This is a genomic window from Prosthecobacter vanneervenii (genome assembly GCF_014203095.1).
In the GTDB taxonomy this organism is placed as follows: Bacteria; Verrucomicrobiota; Verrucomicrobiia; order Verrucomicrobiales; family Verrucomicrobiaceae; genus Prosthecobacter; species Prosthecobacter vanneervenii.
Genome location: NZ_JACHIG010000011.1, coordinates 94,440 through 110,941, shown reverse-complemented (window position 1 = coordinate 110,941; position 16,502 = coordinate 94,440). Strand labels below are relative to the sequence as shown.

The following is a 16,502-nucleotide window of genomic DNA, read 5'->3' as shown; positions in this document are numbered from 1 at the left end:
AACTGCTTCTTACCGCGCCAGAGCGAGAAACTTTTTCTCCTCTGGCAGGAGAAGAGCCGTGGAAATTTTCTCGGCTATTTGAAATCCCGCAGCTGTATCACCACGAGTCGCCAGCATCGCCGCCAGGACGGCGCGTGGGCCAGGTTCCCAAGGCTGATCCCGCAGTTTTTTCAGCGCCTCCAGGTCCTGCACCCGATTGTGAAGGCGGAATGCCACCATGGCTCTGAGCAGCAGCAGGCGGGGGTAAAATGCGGCGTCAGCCGACGTTTGCATGGCAGCAATACGTGAAGCCACGAGCTCCATCGATTCCCCCGCCAGCAGCGCCAGATAATCAGCTCGAAATGCATTGGCTTGATTGCCTGGAGTCAGGCCCGCGACTTCCGTGGCCATCAGAAGCATGCCATGAGTGTCGTGGGCATCGAGATGCAAAGCATAGGCCTTCTCCAGAAGAGCAATGCGAAACTGCGGCGAGGATGCCAGAGCAGCCATGGCTCGATAGAAAGCGGCGGCAAGATCCTGAGCTCCGAGCTTTTCCGCAGCTTCCGCCACCTGCACCGCAGCTTGAGAATCCTGCCCACGGTCAGTGGCGCTGAAGGCCAGATTTAAATGCTGCTGCACACGGGAAACATCACCTCCTTGAGCGGCTAGGCTCCTGGCCAGCCAGAGATTGAATGAAACGGCACCAAGAATCTTCTCAAGGTCATGGTCCAGGGCCGCATGCAGTTCATCCCAGCGGCCAGCCTGCGCCAACGCTTCCAGTTTCAGCCGGGCCATGTCTGCGGACATTTCTTTCCATTTCAACTCGGCGGGCAGGAATGCCAGCAGGCGCTTGTGCTCATTCAAAGAGGAAAGCCAGCATGCGAAGGCCAGCCTTTGAGACTCCTCCTTGTCGGCCACAGTCGCTGTCTCACGATTCAAGATGGCATCACGCTCTTCCGGCCGGAGCCGCACGAGAGCTGCAAGCACCGCGTAGCGGAGCGCTTGTTTGTCCGCATGCTTCACTCCCTCCACGATCTCCAACAGGCGCTCCCCCTCCCCGGCGGACAGCAAAGGATCGGCGGAAAGGATGCCGATGGCTTCCACAGCATACGCTCCCCCCTCCCGAGCCATGCGCCAGAGCCTTTTCCGACCACGCTCACGAATTTCTGGATGCGGTTGCTTGAGATCGAGAATCGCCAGTTTAAGCGAAGTCTCAACGTCATCGCTGCCGGCGTTCAGCGCCACCCTGAGCCGTGCGTCCGCCTCGCTGTCTCGTCGCTCCATTTTCAGCAGGTAGGCTTCTGCCTCGGCAGCCTCTGCGCTGTTTGAACGCACGGTTTCGGGCAGTTGCGCCAGAGTTTTGTGCGCAGCCTCATAGGAACCCAGATCAACCTGGGCGCGCATGAGCTTGATGCTATCCTCATGGGCGGTATCTCGCGTGCTTGAAAGACGCTGAAGCGTTTGAATGACGTCGGAGGGATGGGCGTGCGTTCGAATCTGAAAATCCGCAATAGCTCGAACCACTTCAGGATCATCCGGCGCTCTTTCAAAGGCTTCCCGCATCCAGCGCGCGGTCTCGCCCCACTCCTCCCTTTCCATTTGGGAGCGGGCTGCCGCCAGAAACTCGCCAGCCTGCCGGGAGCGCCACCACCGCAGAGCAGGTCGGCCTCCCAGCCAAATGGCAGCCGAAAGCAGAAAACCGCTCATCAAGATCAGGCTCATCCATGAGGATCTAGGCCGAGGCCTGCGTTCAGCAGACGCACTGGAGCGGCACTTTTTCATCTGCATGACTGGGGGCAAACAATTTGGGAAAATAGAAAAGATGACCCGGCGGGAGAAATCTCCCCACCGGGTCATCCAAGCAGGCAACACATCAGTTACACACGACGACGGCGAAACACCGCGCCGCATGCACCAAACCCCAGCAGCAGAACCCGCGAAGGTTCCGGAGCCGCAGACACTGTGGTCAGGCTAAGGTTGTCATAGAAAGCACCGGCAGGCAGTACGACCTTGCTGACTCCGGAGAGCGCAAGAGACGACTGGCTGACCGAGAATCCGGGAGACGTCTGGTTCACATCGATGCTGTAAAGCAGGGTATCCAGGGCGTTGTAGAACTCGATCGCCGTGCCAAACGGGGTGCCAAGCGTGCTGTTGTCCAGCGTCACTCCAAAGGCCGAGATGTTCTGCGGAGTGCTGAAGCTGAACAAGACCGACTGGTCCACCGCATCAAGCGCATTGCCAGAGATCGGCGCGCCATAGCCACGTGCTGATGGATCTCCCACAGTAATGGCTGGTGCGGTGGTGTCAGGACGGTAGCTTGGTGCAGGCAGCGGATCGCCGTTGGCATCGAGGGTTTCGATGTAGGCGTAAGCGGCCGATACGGTTCCGACGAGAGAGTCGCCGGAGACATTAGGCGTGGCATCGGAGGAGAACGAATAGTTCAGCACCGTGGCCGCCTGAGTGCTGGCGCACATGGCGGCCAGCGCGAGTAAAGGAAGAAATCGCTTCATGAAGATGACAGATGAAGGGCCTGTTATTTGGCTCCGCCGATGGCGGCCTGCATTGCTTTGAAGAAGGCGTCGGTGTTGTCAAAGACACCGGTAAAAGCGGCGGCACCACGTCCACCAGCTGAGAGGGGAATGTCGGAGGCCGTATGAACGGCGCTCTGCACCCCAGTACCAGGCTGCTGGCCGGTGACCAGGAAATTACCAGCGGTGTCGCGGGCAATGGGGTCCTGGTTGTAGGTCGGATTGGTCAGCCAGTCTTCGTAACGGTCAGAGTTGCCGGCATAGCCAATCAGCATGCGGTAGTCCACATCCATCGTGGTGGGATAGCCGTCGGCCGCATTGGTGTAAGCAGGGAACTTGGCGTTGTCATAGGTGCCTACGACAGGAGCGCGGAGCTGCGCGGCCCCGCCACCCGATGCAGCGCGGGTGACCAGGGAGCTGTTGGTGACAAGACTGCCGCCAATGATGTTGATGCCGGCGCACTCATGGTCGGCGGTCACAATGATGAGCGTGTCGGGGTTTGCGGCCTGGAAGGCAATGCACTTAGCAACAGCGCGATCAAGTTCGATGGCATCATGCACCCAACGCTCAGTGTCCATGTTATGAGCCTGCTTGTCCACGGAGGCTGCCTCGATCATGATGACGAATCCATTGGCGTTCTTGCTCAGCACGCTCAGCGCCTTATCGGTCATTTCCTCCAGCATGGGCTGGTCAGGATAGGTGCTGATCAGGCTCCCTGCCGCAGCAGTTCCGGTGCGACGGTAGGCGATCTTGTCCAGCGAAACGTCCATGTGCCCGGAGTTGAACAGCCCGAGCAGCTTGGTTTCGCTTCCAGTCATGGCGTTGAGCCCTGCCAGATTCGGAGCATAGTAGAATCCCGCGGTCTGAAAATCAGCAATCAAGTCGCGGTTCGGATCGACCGCACCGGCGGGCACGCTCCAGCCAGCCTGGATGTCGCTCGGCACCACATAGTCAGCGCCGGAGGCGGTGCTGCTGTTGACACGACCGGAACCGCTCGTCGTGGAAGGAAGAAACCACTTGCGACCACCGCCCATGAGAACATGAAGGTTGTGATTGGTAGCAGCTTCATCCAGATACATGTCACAGATGCCGGTGCCAGCGCCGCGGTCCTGGGTGGAGACGGCGAAAGCAGCGGGCGTGGCGTCTTCCACATCTGCCGTGGTGACAATTCCAAGCCACTTGTTCTGCGTGCGGGCAAGGTAGTTGCCCATGTGCTCGACTCGTGGGTTGTCCCACTTGTCTGCAGTGTCATCAGGGAACACTCCTTCCTGGCCATTGTTGGCCTTGTTGCCGGTGGAATAGCAGTGGGCGCCAGGGGCGGAGTCAGTGACAATCGAGTTCAGGGAATGCGTCGTGACGATGCCGGTGACTGGCAGCGTGTCGATGGCCAGAGGATCCACGGCCTTGCCAAGCGCAGCTCCTTTGGAGACGATGCGCGCAGCAGTGCGGTGGGCGATCCCAGTGCCATCACCGATGACCCAGATGATGTTCTTTGCCTTGCGTCCAGCGTTCAGGGTGATGCTTGCGATCTCAAAGTTTCCCGTTGCAGAGGCTTGAAGAGAGTCGCTCTGCGTGGCTTCCACCGTCAGTGTTTTCACACCTGGGGTGTTGTTGGAATACGCACGGACAGTGGCGCTGAACTTGTCAGAACCAATGCTGGTGATGGCAGAGGCGCCAGTGGCAGGAACCACGGCGACGCCATTGACCTTGAAGACGACGCTCGTGATCGTCTTCCCGGCATCAGCCTGAATGGTGGCCTGCAGGTCAAATCGCTGGGCCGGAAGGAAGCGTGAGATGTAGGGAGGTGTGGCGTCGTTATAGCTGAACAGTGCACTGGGCGGGTTCAGACGGGTGACGGAGGGCGCCGCGAAGGCGCTGCTAAGGGCGCTAAGGCCGCTCAACGCAGCAATGAAGTGCGTGGCATGTTTGAGTTTCATGGAGTGTCGGAGGTGAGGTTGTTGTCTCGGTTTCTTCTGGGGTTGAAGAAAGGGGCGGGGATGTCTGAGCGCGGCAGCGCACCCACATCATTGGGCAGCGGCACTGCCCGGCCTGTCTGAAAGGCAATGGGCTTCCGCACTTCCAGCAAGGCTCCGGTCTGGGCATCAGTCACGGCTTCACAGTGGAGCCGCAGGTGTGAGACCCGGCCGCTCAACTCCTGGTGAGATCCCAGCTCAAGCGTGCCATAAAGGGTCATTTTTTCCCGCCTCCAGGCAGGTGCATCATTTCCCCTCACAGGCAGGATGACATAAAGCATGTGGGGAGGAATGCTGTCCGCCAGCCCCTCTTCACGCTCATTATAGACACGTGGAGTCGCGCAGAAAAGAAAGGCGCTTGTGTCGATGTCGGCATGCCTGACCATGAAGCCCGTGATGCAGATCTTTCGGCCGTTCAGAGCCTTGATTTTGGTGGTGTATTCCAGCCCCTTGGGTCCGGCTGGCGTCACAAACACTTCATCAAAAGAGAGTGGCTCATGAACCCTGCGACTCTCTTCAGGAAAAGTCTCCGTTTCCTGCTCCGCCTGGGTTGGCCCTCCCTGTTTGTTCTCCTTGGATTCCTCGGAGGCACTGTCTCCCGCCAGCACCATGAACAGCACTGCAGCCAGTGCAGCGAGAGGAATCAGCAAGGTAAGCGGGCGGAGTTTCATCGCCGCCGACAGGAGCACTCATCATTTTGGCATCAATGAATCAAGCGGAACGAAATCGTTCCGGGAACGTTTTCGTTGCACAGACTCATGAGTCAAAAATGTTTCAATGAACATGTCCTGTCTTCTTCGAAAAAGAAGACTTCATCATCAGCAGATGGTGAACGTTGTGTCACTTGCCAGTCAGACCCAGCTCACTCTTCTGATGAAGCTGGCCCTCTGATTTCCCTCGGAACATGACCGGTTATTCCAGAACTCATCACACCAAAAATCGCCACGCCATGAAATGCTTGTTCATGGTATTGATTCTTGTTGAAGTTCATGTCCAATCAGAAAACCCGTCCTCATTCACTCCACCTCACCCTTATTCTTTGTCCCGCTACGAAACCATGTGGGAAAAGAATCCCTTCACGCTCAAGACAACGCCGGCCGTGGAGCAACGCGCCCCCTTTGCCGATCACTTGGTCATCGCTTCCGTGTACGGAAACCTGGCAGATCCGACCGTGGTTCTGGCCAATGTTAAAACTCACGAAAGGATCCGCCTGCAAACGAGCCGGGCGAACGGCAGCGGCATCCAACTGGTGCGCTTGTACAGGGGGAATGGAAAACGGGATGACATGCTGGCCATTGTGTCCATGGGCGCAGAGAGATCCGAAATCCGATATGGCACGGATTACCTGAAGCAAGTGTCAGCCTCCGGGGGCACCCAGCCAACTCAGTCTGTCCTGCAAAAACGCCAGCAGTCTCTCAGTCAGCACTCGGGCGGCGTAGCTCAGCCGCCGCCATCCACACCGCCGCAGGTTGCAGGAGGCAGCGCTTCAGCCCCCGGTTTCCTGCCAGGGGCCGCCCCTCAGCAGGAAGGATGGCTCGTCGCTGGTTCCTCCAATCAATCCACCGGCGGCGGCACACAAAGCAGCCAGACTGGCTCCTCACAAAGTGACAATCACACATCGACACCATCATTGGCTGAGGGGCCTTCAGGCACTGCGTATCCGTCTCTCCGCCGCTACACCTTTCGCTCTGGAGATGAATTCCCCATCCCCAACCCTGATCCTCAGTAGGCACACGATGCTTGGCGTCTAGTGGCCAGCCAGGCGTCATTCAGCAAAGCTGCACGATCAGCCAAGCTGCGAGCGCAGATCCACCACCTTCGTCCTGGCAAACTCGTCATGCAGCGTACGCTTGTTGCCGCGAAAGATCATCAGGGTGTCGATGAACATGAAGATGAAATTGACCACCGGAATCAGATAAACGACCTGCAATGCCACAATGCGCCGGGTGATGATACGCGCTCTTTCACATGGGCCTCCTTCGATGTTATCGATGCGAATTTTAAGAGCCTTCTTGCCAATCGTCTGGCCTTTGATCAGAAAATTCCAATTGATGCCGATCATGACGAGCAGCCCAACAATCGCCCAGAGGATGTTCTCAGCTCTGAAGGCAAACATGGAGCCGCCAGCCGCCTGGCGAGACATCTCCCTCTGAAAGGTGCCCGTTAAAAATTGCAGCGGCATAAATATGGCCATGAGGATGAGTGAATCGAGAAATGACGCGCAGAGCCGATGCCAGCGGCTGGCGAGAGGCAGTTCCTGATCGGGCAATGGCGCAGTCAAAACGGCGGACTGCGGTGCGGCGTAAGGATTGAATTCTTCATTCATGACAAAAGGCGCTTATCACAAAGCCCGCTCACGAGTCGATGCCAAACCGCTCCGACGGCCTGAAACAGCCAATTGCCACATCCCCTCCCCCGGCATGGACTTTCCTGCCCGGCCTCGACGATCTACCCTCAAACCGGCAAGATCACGCATTCCTTGTCGTACATGCCCCCGATATTGACCTTCCATTTCAACCCTTAGCACACCATGTTCCGCATTCCTGGCGTCCCCGGCAAAGACCTTTGCGACAAAAACCTCGGCTTCTCGCGCCGTGACATCCTGCGCGTGGGCGGAGGATCCATGATGGGCCTCACGCTCAACAATGTCCTCCGTGGCCAGGCCATGGCGGCAAACTCCCCCAACGCAGGCCGCGCCGGCTGGGGCAAGGCCAAGCATGTGCTCATGATTTACCTCCAGGGCGGCCCCAGCCACCTGGACCTCTGGGATCCAAAGGAAAACGTGCCGGACAAGGTGCGCAGTGCTTTCAAGACTATCCCGACCAAAATCCCGGGAAAGCACTTCACCGAGATCCTTCCCGGCCTCGCCAAGGTGAACGACAAGTTCACCATGATCAATTCGATGAGCTACACGCCCAATGGTCTTTTCAACCACACGGCGGCCATCTACCAGATCATGACTGGCTACACGACGGACAAGGTCAGCCCCTCCGGCCAGTTGGAACCGCCGAACGCCAAGGACTTCCCGAATTTCGGCAGCAACATCGTTCGCCTCAAGCCGCTGCAGGAGCCCATGCTCCCCTTCGTGCAGCTTCCCCGCCCCCTGCAGGAGTCCAACGTCGTCGGCAAAGGTGGTGGTGCTGGCTTCCTCGGCAAGGCCTACGATCCCTACACTCTCTTCCCCGATGGCGATGACCTCGACATGGGCAAGATGGACCGCATCAAAATCGAAGACCTGCAGCTCCGCCCCGATCTGTTCAGCGTGCGCCTGGAACGCCGCGCCAAGCTGCGCGATGCCATCAATGACCAGATGCCCCAGATCGAGGCTGCCGTGAAGGACATGAGCCTGGACAGCTACTACAGCCAGGCCCTGAACCTCATCTCCAGCGGCCGTGCCCGCGATGCCTTCGCCCTCGATCGCGAGCCCGCCAAGCTGCGCGACCGCTACGGACGCAATACCTTCGGCCAGAGCTGCCTGCTCGCCCGCCGTCTGCTTGAAGCCGGAACCCGCGTCGTCGAAGTCATCTGGCCCAAGGTCGCCAACTCCGACAACCACTCCTGGGACCACCATGTGGGCCTGACCGAGCGCATGAAGAACAAGTCCGGCCCCATGCTGGACCAGGGCCTCAGCGCCTTGTTTGAAGATCTGGACGCCAGTGGCCTGCTGGACGAAACCATCGTCGTGGCTCTCGGTGAATTCGGCCGAAGCCCTGAGAAAGGCGTGTCCACCAGCGGCAACGGCAACAGCGCCGATGGCCGCGACCACTGGCCATACTGCTACACCGCCATCGTCGGCGGTGCCGGCATCAAGCGCGGCTACGTCCACGGCAAATCCGACGCCACCGGCTCCGCCCCCGTGGAGGACGCCGTGCATCCCACCGAGCTCCTCGCCACCATCTACCACGCCGTCGGCATTGATCCCGAGACGATTGTTTACAATCACCTCAACCAGCCGCGTGAGCTGGTGAAGGCCAAGCCGGTGACAAAGCTCTTCGCCTGATCTGCTGATAAACTTCAAACCCGTGGGGTAGGACGAAAGTCCTGCCCCATTTTTGTTATTCCGGCTTCTGCGGCACCTTGGCCAGCAGGCTTGTATCGTAGCCCTGCATCGCCATCCTCTCCAAAATGCCGTTGTAGGTTGCCTCATCGAGCACCGGTTTACGGCTGAGCACCCAGGCCAGTTTGCGATTGGGATAGCCTACCACGCTCCAGCGGTAGTCCGGGTCGAGATCAATGATCAGATACGGCACCTTCAGCGGCCAGAAAAACTGTACGCGCCACTCGGCATTAGTCTCCTTATTGTGCACCCAGGCCACTCCCTTCCACTGCTCCAGCGGCGCGTCTAGACTGCCGCGTCGGAAGAGGAAGATGTTATCCATCCGTCCATCTGCACGCAGCGCGTAGCGGTCCAGCGTGCCCACCTTGCCCTTTTCCAAAAGATACGGGATGTGAGCAAAGACGAACCAGTCACCTTGATAGCGCTGAAGATCGACCTTGGGGACCGTTTTCAACGGCATCTGTTTCATGGAGGCGCAGGAGATCAGGCCGGGCATCAGGCAGCCGAGAATCAAAGATCGAAAGAGCATGCCTGATTAACGAATCCGATGGACGCGTGGACATGAATTAAAGCGTATCATCTCCAAATGCCTGCCGCCCCTACGCTCGAATCCCGCCTCGCCTTCCGCGAGTGCCCTCGTAGTGCCCATGTGATGCTGCAGCGCTGGGAGAAGCTGGCTTTCCTGCACTGGCGCTGGGATCCTGCGGATATCCAGCGCACACTGCCACCCGGCCTGTACGTTGATACCTTTGAGGGAGACGCCTGGCTGGCCATCGTGCCGTTTTTCATGCGCGGCATCCGCCCGCGCTTCTGCCCTCCCGTTCCAGGTATCAGCAACTTTCTGGAACTCAATGTGCGCACCTACGTGCATGACGAACAGGGCCGCTCGGGTGTGTGGTTCTACTCCCTCGACTGCAATCAATCCTTCGCCGTCTGGACTGCGCGCACCTTTTTCCATCTTCCCTATCAGCATGCCCGCATGCAGGCTGCGCACAGCCAGGGATGGATCGACTACCGCTGCAAGCGAAACGGAACCACCGTCGAATCTCGCTTTCATTATCGCATCGCATCCGAAACACACGCGGCGGCACCGGGATCATTGGAGTTCTTCCTCGCGGAGCGTTACCTGCTGTTTTCACAGACATCTCGCGGACTGCGCTGCGGGCAGGTGCATCATGCTCCGTATCCTCTGGCAGAGGCAGCCGTGCACACATGGGACGTCAGCCCGCTGTTACAGGCAGGCTTTGCAGATCCAAAACGACCTCCGGATCACCTCATAGGGTCGCCAGGCGTGGATGTGCGGGTGTATCCGCTTACCTCATGAAAACCGAAATCCCCGCCTCCACGACAGGCTTCACCGACCGCAGCACTTTGTCGGTGGAGGGAATTTCTCTTTCTCCGCAAATCTGATCTGGGAGATTTTCCATCTGTGGTGTGAAGCGCACGCTCACCTTCCCATAGAGCTTGCCTCCCTCAAAGTTGGCATAGCCGCCGTAGTCCCAGCCAAAGCCGGAGATCTTGAAGGCCTTGCCATTGACCTTTTCCACTTCTTCCACGGTCATTCCCACCCGCAGTCCGTTGTCAAACTTCCAGGCCTTTCCAACGATGGAGATGTCAAACACGATCTGGGCTTTTTCCTTTTCCGGATCCCAGGTGATCAACAGTTCCCGGTCTGTGTCGGGAAAAAGTCGTGCCCCATCCACTTCTTCGCCATCAGCCCCTGGGATCTTCTGAAACTTGAGGTTCTGCTGGCCATAGGCACGTCCGATGTCCTTGAGCGTCATGCCCGGCTTGATCAGCCCCACGCGCGTCCCAGGCACCACCGTGTTGTCCTTGGGATCAAATTCATCCGCATGGAGGCAGACCGGCAACAGCAGCAGGCAGGCAAAGATTCGGTTCATGCTGGGACACATCCACAGCATGTCTTCAAATCAAGCGTCTTTTACTTTGAGAAAAGGCCACGTGCGCATCTTCCAGCTCCACGCCAGAAAAGCCAGCGCCCCTGCCAGCAGCGCTGCCATGCCATACCCCACCAGCGTGCGGTCCGTGGTCACGAGAAGATAAGTCCACCCCGCCAGGGCCAGCAGCGCCGGCAGAGGATAAAGCCACATGCGAAACGGTCTTTCCAACTCAGGCTTCATGCGCCGCAGCAGCACCAGCGCACCAATCTGTCCGGCAAACTGCACCACGATGCGCGTCGTCAGCAACGCATCGATCAAAGTGCCCAGCTTTACAAATGTGGCTGCCGCCGAAACAACACCTATCACAATCAGTGACACATGGGGAAATCCCAGGCTTGCATGCAACCTCCCAAAAACCTTGAAAAAACTGCCATCTCTTGCCGCCGCATACGGGATGCGGGAATAACCCAGCAGCATGGCGAAACAGCACGCCACCATCGTCCACAGCACCAGAAGGGTGAAAAGCTGCGCAAAGCCGCTGCCATAAACTTTCGTCATCATTATAGTCACCACCGGCTCGCTTACTCCCTCCGTGCTCACGAGCTCCCGCCATGGCACCACTCCTATGATCGAAAGATTCACGGCAAAATAAATGAGCGCCACCAGCACCAGGCTCAGCATGACTGCACGCGGAATCACCCGCCCAGGCTGCTTCACTTCATCACCGATAAAGCAGATGTCATAGTAGCCCAGATAGTCATACATGCCGATCCGCGCCGCCGCCCCCAGCGCCACCCACTTGGTGACATCGAAGCTCCAGGCATCCGCAGGGAAATCAAAAGCAAGCTTCGCATCGAAATTTCGGACGCCAGTCCAGATCACCACCGCCATTGCCAGCAGCACGCCTGCCCATAGTGTCATCATGATGCTGCCGATCGATTCAATGCGTCGATAAAGCAGCACGATCATCATCAGCCCCACCACTGCACCTGCGCTCAACCGCGCCAGCTCACTGCTCTGCGGCCATAGCGACTGCAGATACTGCGCCACCCCCACATAGGCCGTGGCCAGTTCCAGCGGCCCGCTCAGGATGAACTGCCAGATGAAGAGAAAGCCCATGAAGCGCCCCCACTTTTCGCGCCCGTATCCCTCCCTCAGATAGACATACGATCCGCCGGACTTTTGCAGCGCCGCCCCCAGTTCGCTCCACACCAGCCCGTCTGCCAGCGCCAGAATCAGCGCCACTCCCCAGCCCAGCATGGACTGTGGCCCGCCCATCGTAGCCATCAGTGCAGGGATCGTGATAAACGGCCCGGCCCCCAGCATGTTGGACATGTTCAGCGCCGTGGCTTGCAGCAGGCCAAAGCGGCGATCAGGTGCTATGGCATCAGCCTGTTTCATACAGTCATGATTGTCCAGCCGCCGTCTTTTTCATACGCTCCTCCAGCCAGTCAACCAGCACACTTTCAGGCATTCGATTTTCTTCCGCCAGCTTGGCGCATGCTTCAGCTTTATGCCGCATTCTCTCATCCTCCAGGCAGCGCTTCAGCAGCGGCAGTGCACGGTCAAAGTTAAACCGGCTCACATCCAGCTTCACCCCCACTCCCATCTTCTCCAGCCGTTCGGCATTGTCCGGCTGATCGCAGGCCATCGGCACAATAAACTGAGGCAGCCCGGCCATGCACCCCAGAGCCAGCGTGCCAATCCCGCCATGATGTACAAAAACACGCGCATGTGGCAGCAACGCACTGAAAGCCGCATATTGCACCGCATGGATCGTACTCGGCAGATCATCAGGTATCTGGCTCTGATCGCGGCTCAAAAACACCGCCCTGCAGCCCAGTCTCTCGCAAAGCTTCACCGCTGTGGTGAAAAAATGCAGCGCATGGTGATTGCCCGTCCCCAAGGTGAACACCACAGGCTTTTCGCCTGCGTCCAAAAACGCACACAGCTCAGCCGGCAATGCTTTTTCCGTCGACAGGTCCTCTCTCGGAAAATCCCATTGCAGACAGTTTTTGGGCCAGTCGGGTTGCGGTTGCCCATACCAACTGGGAAAGAGCGCCAGCACACCCTCAGGCGGATAGCCCCATTCGCGGTTTAGCTTTCTCGGCGGCATCACACCATGCGCCAGACAACTCTCACGCACATAGGGCATCACAAAGCTGTCATACGGTGCCACCATGGCAAAGATCATCTTGCGCACAAAGACCGGCAGAAGACGCAGCAAACCAGCAGCGAGAATGCCCGCAGGCACCTCATACGCACTGACGAAACCCATGGGATAGATGACGACTGAGACAAACGACACTCCCAGCTTCTCGCGCAACAGACGCGCGGCAAAGTTCGATCTCGGAGCCAGCAGCAGGTCAGGCGCGCCATTGCATGCCATGTCTTCAAAAAAGGCCTTCAACCGCGGCTCCAGGCAGCGCCCCGCGCAAGCAAAGCCCAATTTCAGCCCCTCGTGAGGATGCCACGCCGCCGGGTTTTTCAGCATCTCCTCAAAGCCGCCATCATCCATCGCCACATACTGCAGGCCCGCCCGCTCGGCGGCTGCCCGGAAGGACTCGATCCAAATCATCGTCACCCGATGGCCACGCTCGACCAGTTTTCGTCCCAGAAAAATATACGGCAGCACATCTCCTGCGGTGCCATGGGGTAGAAGGACGATTTGACTCATAGATGGGGACGGCTTTTGCCACCTGACTTCATTCATTTTCACCTGCCGTCAAAGTCGAAAGACAGATGTTGTGCATCAGATCGCATGCCACAGTTGCACCTGGCGCTGATCTTGCAGCCAGCACTTGATAAAGTCCACACACTCATGGGCATGCGTCATCCCGATCATATGACCTCCGTTTAAATACGCATCCGCATGGGCAGGCACGTTCACCAGTTTGTCCAGCTTGCCATGGATTCGGATCACACGGGCATTTGGCGTATCAGCACCCTCCCAACTTGAAATGGCATCAAACATGCCCCGGTAAAAAGCTGCCTGGCACGCGCAAAACATCTGCATGGAGTCCAGCACAGCCCTCGTCAGAGGAGTGCCTCCACGCCCCCAGACAAACTCCAGCCAAGGCTGTGCGCGCCGCAGCAGAGTCTGCACCAGCCGTAATGGCAGCACACGTGTCAGCAGTTTCATCCTGCCGGTCGTCACGAAATCTCGACCCGATGTGGAACTGGCCACGAGAACCACCGCATGCACGGGCAGAAACTTCGCGATCTCACAGGCCACGATTCCCCCGAAGGAAGAGCCCACCAGCACAGCGCCCGGTGGCAGCTGCCACTTTTCTGCCATGAATCTGGCCACTTCAGGCACGGAGGATGGCCCGTGATATTCCTCCCATTCCAGCCGCGTGCAGCCCGGCAGCTCTGTCCAGACGTCAGGATAGTTGCGCCTGTCAGCCCCCAGTCCCGGAATGAGATAAATCGGAAGCCGCTCCTGTGTCATGCTTGTGGGTGTTGGTTCCGGCATTTTTCCTCCAGCCACTGCAGCATCACAGCCGGGTCACGTTTGGTTTTCATGCGTGCGGCATGCTCTACAGCCCTGGCACGCATCGTCGGGTCCGAAATGCAGCGCTGCAGCAGCGGCCGCGCTCTTTCTGTCGAAAAACGACTGGCAGGAATGCTCAGCCCCACGCCCAGCTGTTCCAGCCGCTCGGCGTTGTCATGCTGATCCAGCGCCATGTCCACCACCAGCTGCGGTATGCCTGCTGCCAGGCTTTGAGACATGGTTCCGATTCCGCCATGATGCACAAAGGCACGGGCATGCGGCAGCAGCGTGCTGAAGGGGGCATAAGCGGTCACATAAACGGAAGGCGGCAGTTCCTTGGGCACCTGCCCGGCTTTGGCACTGATGAAAACGGCTCGACACCCCAGCTGCTGCGTCAGCTCCAGAGCTGTGGCAAAAAATTTCTCGGCGTGAAACTGCCCGGAACCCGCCGTGAACATCACCGGTTGGGGCCCCTCCTGCAGAAAGTTCATCAGCTCCTGCTCCAACGGCTTTTCATCCACCATATCCTCCATTGGAAAATCCCACTGCAGCAGATTGCCGGGCCAGTCAGGCTGCGGCGCTGCAAACCATGCTGGAAACAAAGCCAGCACCCCATCCGGCGAATGCCACCACTGCCGCCACAAGCTCATAGGCCGCGTGACAGCATGCTCGTCGCAGCATGCCCAAACGCCGCGCAGGGCCATGAAGTCGAGCGGGTTGGGCATGGCCAGCACAATCTTGCGCAGCCACAGCGGCAGTCTGCGCAGCCAGCGAAAGACCCGTGCCACCAACGGCGGCGCATGCGCACTGACAAACATCATGGGATAGAGGTGCACGCTTATCAGCGGGATTCCCCGTTTCTCACGCATGAGCCTGGCTCCAAAACAAATCATCGGGGCAAGCATCAGATCCGGCACGCCTTCCCTGGCGATGAGCACCTCGATTGCCTCCACGTAATATCGCGTGGCTTCACCCGCGTGCTGATAGGCCACTTTGGAGCCATGCACCTCGCGCCAGAGATCCGCCTCATTCAGCATCCTTTCCACCACGTCACTGCCCAGTGGAATGAAGTTCAGCCCTGCGCTGGCAGCCGCTTTCTCATGAATGCCTGCCGTGATCATCGTTACCCGATGGCCTCGCCTCAGCAGCAGGCGGCCAAGCCAGATAAACGGAAACACACTGCCGGAAGTGCCGAAAGGCAGCAGCAAAATGTGGCCGGGGTCACGGTTTTCAGACAATGCATCCATAGGCAAAAAAATCAGACGATGGCCGCTGAGGCTGGGCTTGCGGGCTTCATTTTTGTTTCGAGCCACTCCGCCAGCTCAGAAACCGGTTTGCGCTGGCGCAGCCGCTCCGCGCACTCTTTTGCACTGCGTCGGATGCCCTCGTCCTCCAGGCAGCGCATCAGCAGGGGCAGCGCATTCGCCACGGACCATCGGTTCAAATTCAGCTGCAGCCCTGCGCCCAGGCTTTCGACAAAGTGAGCATTGTCAAACTGGTCAAAAACCATGGGCACGATGATCTGTGGCAGCCCGGCGGCAAAACACTGGGAGAGGGTGCCCATGCCCCCGTAATGCACACACACGCTCACATGCGGCAGCAGCAGGCTGAATGGCACATAAGTCGTGGTATGAATGGTATCCGGAAGATTGTCTGGCACCTGATCTCCCTGACGGATCACAAAAACAGCCCGGCTGCTAATGCGTTCCACCAGCTCGGCAGCCACACTGTAAAATGGCCTCGATCGCGTGGCATCACTTCCGAAACGAAAAACAACCGGCGCTTCCCCCGCATCAAGAAAAGCAGCCAGTCCTGGCTCCAGTTTTTTCGAGTGCACGAGATCTTCCATGGGAAAATCCCACTGATAGGTGTTCACCGGCCAGTCAGGCTGCGGAGGCACATACCACGCAGGAAAAAAAACCAGGGAGCCATCCGGCGAATAAAACCAGTCCCGCAGCCAGCGTGGCGGCTTCTCTCCCGGCTCTGTGCAGCATTGCCTCAGGTGCGGCTTCGCCAGGTGATCATAGGGTGCCACCCGATGAAGCAGGGCACGTCTCACAGGCAGCGGCAGGATTCGCAGCAGCTTTCCACACGGCACACCCAGCGGCACTTTGTGCGCGCTCAGCAGCTGCAGCGTGCTCATGTGCGTGGTGATCAATGGTGCTCCCAGCCGCGATCTTAAAATGGGTGCGGCGAAGCTCATGATGGGCGCCATCAGCAGATCCGGCCTGCCATGACTCTGCATCCACTTCGTCACTGCGTTGATGCACATGACGGCACAACGGCCCGCAAAATCATAGGATAGCCTGAGACCTTCATGCATCTTCCAGTAACCGGCATTTCGGATCGGTTCTTCGCAGTCGTCCTCCCCATACCCTCCGAAATCCAGCCCGGCCTCGCGCACCATGTCACGGTATTCCTCCAGCCAAAACAAGACCACCTCATGTCCACGTGCCTTCATCTGGCGTCCGATCCAGATCATCGGCAGCAAGTCGCCCGTGGTTCCTATGGGAAGGAGATAAATTTTAGCCATGCACGTGAAATAATAGCCTTGCCAGCCCAGCCTGACTT

At 58.4% G+C, this 16,502-nt stretch carries 15 protein-coding genes; 3 read left to right on the top strand and 12 right to left on the bottom strand.

From position 1 onward, the window contains the following. Positions 1-9 precede the first annotated feature (9 nt). From HNQ65_RS21505 to HNQ65_RS21490, 4 genes are read right to left on the bottom strand one after another with little or no spacing between them, the layout of a single operon-like run. Positions 10-1,890, bottom strand: coding sequence for a hypothetical protein (locus tag HNQ65_RS21505; RefSeq protein ID WP_184342886.1), 1,881 nt, complete (start codon positions 1,888-1,890; stop codon positions 10-12). Then, on the bottom strand, positions 1,857-2,489 hold the full coding sequence (locus tag HNQ65_RS21500; RefSeq protein WP_184342884.1) for a PEP-CTERM sorting domain-containing protein: 633 nt from the start codon (positions 2,487-2,489) through the stop codon (positions 1,857-1,859). The genes HNQ65_RS21505 and HNQ65_RS21500 overlap by 34 nt, the downstream gene beginning before the upstream one ends. A 23-nt stretch (positions 2,490-2,512) precedes the next feature. Beyond that, positions 2,513-4,444, bottom strand: coding sequence for an alkaline phosphatase (locus HNQ65_RS21495; RefSeq protein ID WP_184342882.1), 1,932 nt, complete (start codon positions 4,442-4,444; stop codon positions 2,513-2,515). After that, positions 4,441-5,130 carry a hypothetical protein gene (locus HNQ65_RS21490; protein ID WP_184342881.1) on the bottom strand — a complete coding sequence of 230 codons (690 nt, stop codon included), beginning with the start codon at positions 5,128-5,130 and terminating at the stop codon, positions 4,441-4,443. The genes HNQ65_RS21495 and HNQ65_RS21490 overlap by 4 nt, the downstream gene beginning before the upstream one ends. A gap of 254 nt (positions 5,131-5,384) precedes the next feature. On the opposite strand from HNQ65_RS21490, the gene HNQ65_RS21485 reads away from it, so the two are divergent. After that, a complete protein-coding gene (locus HNQ65_RS21485; RefSeq protein WP_184342879.1) occupies positions 5,385-6,209 on the top strand; it encodes a hypothetical protein in 825 nt (274 codons plus the stop codon). 57 nt (positions 6,210-6,266) lie between these two features. Here the strand turns inward: HNQ65_RS21485 and HNQ65_RS21480 are convergent, their stop codons facing one another. Further along, entirely contained in the window at positions 6,267-6,806 is a 540-nt protein-coding gene (locus tag HNQ65_RS21480; protein WP_184342878.1) for an RDD family protein, read from the bottom strand. A 204-nt stretch (positions 6,807-7,010) separates the two neighbouring features. On the opposite strand from HNQ65_RS21480, the gene HNQ65_RS21475 reads away from it, so the two are divergent. Beyond that, positions 7,011-8,480, top strand: coding sequence for a DUF1501 domain-containing protein (locus tag HNQ65_RS21475; protein WP_184342877.1), 1,470 nt, complete (start codon positions 7,011-7,013; stop codon positions 8,478-8,480). A 55-nt stretch (positions 8,481-8,535) separates the two neighbouring features. On the opposite strand, the gene HNQ65_RS21470 is transcribed toward HNQ65_RS21475, so the two are convergent. Further along, positions 8,536-9,066 (bottom strand): lipocalin family protein, encoded by a 531-nt coding sequence (locus HNQ65_RS21470; RefSeq protein ID WP_184342876.1) that lies wholly within the window; start codon positions 9,064-9,066, stop codon positions 8,536-8,538. A 57-nt stretch (positions 9,067-9,123) separates the two neighbouring features. Between HNQ65_RS21470 and HNQ65_RS21465 the strand changes: the two genes are divergently transcribed. Then, a complete protein-coding gene (locus HNQ65_RS21465; protein WP_184342875.1) occupies positions 9,124-9,861 on the top strand; it encodes a YqjF family protein in 738 nt (245 codons plus the stop codon). Here HNQ65_RS21465 and HNQ65_RS21460 read toward each other — a convergent pair. From HNQ65_RS21460 to HNQ65_RS21435, 6 genes are all read right to left on the bottom strand, one after another. Then, the gene (locus HNQ65_RS21460; RefSeq protein WP_184342874.1) at positions 9,851-10,438 is read right to left on the bottom strand and encodes a hypothetical protein; all 588 of its coding nucleotides are present in this window, start codon (positions 10,436-10,438) and stop codon (positions 9,851-9,853) included. The genes HNQ65_RS21465 and HNQ65_RS21460 overlap by 11 nt on opposite strands. A 30-nt stretch (positions 10,439-10,468) precedes the next feature. Then, positions 10,469-11,839 carry an APC family permease gene (locus HNQ65_RS21455; RefSeq protein WP_184342873.1) on the bottom strand — a complete coding sequence of 457 codons (1,371 nt, stop codon included), beginning with the start codon at positions 11,837-11,839 and terminating at the stop codon, positions 10,469-10,471. A 4-nt stretch (positions 11,840-11,843) separates the two neighbouring features. Continuing rightward, positions 11,844-13,115 carry a glycosyltransferase gene (locus tag HNQ65_RS21450; RefSeq protein WP_184342871.1) on the bottom strand — a complete coding sequence of 424 codons (1,272 nt, stop codon included), beginning with the start codon at positions 13,113-13,115 and terminating at the stop codon, positions 11,844-11,846. Between the two features lie 75 nt (positions 13,116-13,190). Beyond that, positions 13,191-13,889: an alpha/beta hydrolase gene (locus HNQ65_RS21445; RefSeq protein ID WP_184342869.1), complete on the bottom strand. Its 699-nt coding sequence runs from the start codon at positions 13,887-13,889 to the stop codon at positions 13,191-13,193. Next, positions 13,886-15,178, bottom strand: coding sequence for a glycosyltransferase (locus HNQ65_RS21440; RefSeq protein WP_184342867.1), 1,293 nt, complete (start codon positions 15,176-15,178; stop codon positions 13,886-13,888). Before HNQ65_RS21440 ends, HNQ65_RS21445 begins: the two co-directional genes overlap by 4 nt. Before the next feature lie 11 nt (positions 15,179-15,189). After that, the gene (locus tag HNQ65_RS21435; RefSeq protein WP_184342865.1) at positions 15,190-16,464 is read right to left on the bottom strand and encodes a glycosyltransferase; all 1,275 of its coding nucleotides are present in this window, start codon (positions 16,462-16,464) and stop codon (positions 15,190-15,192) included. Between the last annotated feature and the right edge of the window lie 38 nt (positions 16,465-16,502).

Excerpts from the sequence above, each read along its gene's own strand:
- HNQ65_RS21440 (WP_184342867.1), bottom strand. The coding sequence starts at position 15,178 with ATGGATGCATTGTCTGAAAACCGTGACCCCGGCCACATTTTGCTGCTG.
- HNQ65_RS21485 (WP_184342879.1), top strand. The coding sequence starts at position 5,385 with ATGACCGGTTATTCCAGAACTCATCACACCAAAAATCGCCACGCCATG.
- HNQ65_RS21480 (WP_184342878.1), bottom strand. The coding sequence starts at position 6,806 with ATGAATGAAGAATTCAATCCTTACGCCGCACCGCAGTCCGCCGTTTTG.
- HNQ65_RS21475 (WP_184342877.1), top strand. The coding sequence starts at position 7,011 with ATGTTCCGCATTCCTGGCGTCCCCGGCAAAGACCTTTGCGACAAAAAC.
- HNQ65_RS21455 (WP_184342873.1), bottom strand. The coding sequence starts at position 11,839 with ATGAAACAGGCTGATGCCATAGCACCTGATCGCCGCTTTGGCCTGCTG.
- HNQ65_RS21500 (WP_184342884.1), bottom strand. The coding sequence starts at position 2,489 with ATGAAGCGATTTCTTCCTTTACTCGCGCTGGCCGCCATGTGCGCCAGC.
- HNQ65_RS21470 (WP_184342876.1), bottom strand. The coding sequence starts at position 9,066 with ATGCTCTTTCGATCTTTGATTCTCGGCTGCCTGATGCCCGGCCTGATC.
- HNQ65_RS21495 (WP_184342882.1), bottom strand. The coding sequence starts at position 4,444 with ATGAAACTCAAACATGCCACGCACTTCATTGCTGCGTTGAGCGGCCTT.
- HNQ65_RS21435 (WP_184342865.1), bottom strand. The coding sequence starts at position 16,464 with ATGGCTAAAATTTATCTCCTTCCCATAGGAACCACGGGCGACTTGCTG.
- HNQ65_RS21505 (WP_184342886.1), bottom strand. The coding sequence starts at position 1,890 with ATGCGGCGCGGTGTTTCGCCGTCGTCGTGTGTAACTGATGTGTTGCCT.
- HNQ65_RS21465 (WP_184342875.1), top strand. The coding sequence starts at position 9,124 with ATGCCTGCCGCCCCTACGCTCGAATCCCGCCTCGCCTTCCGCGAGTGC.
- HNQ65_RS21460 (WP_184342874.1), bottom strand. The coding sequence starts at position 10,438 with ATGAACCGAATCTTTGCCTGCCTGCTGCTGTTGCCGGTCTGCCTCCAT.
- HNQ65_RS21450 (WP_184342871.1), bottom strand. The coding sequence starts at position 13,115 with ATGAGTCAAATCGTCCTTCTACCCCATGGCACCGCAGGAGATGTGCTG.
- HNQ65_RS21445 (WP_184342869.1), bottom strand. The coding sequence starts at position 13,889 with ATGACACAGGAGCGGCTTCCGATTTATCTCATTCCGGGACTGGGGGCT.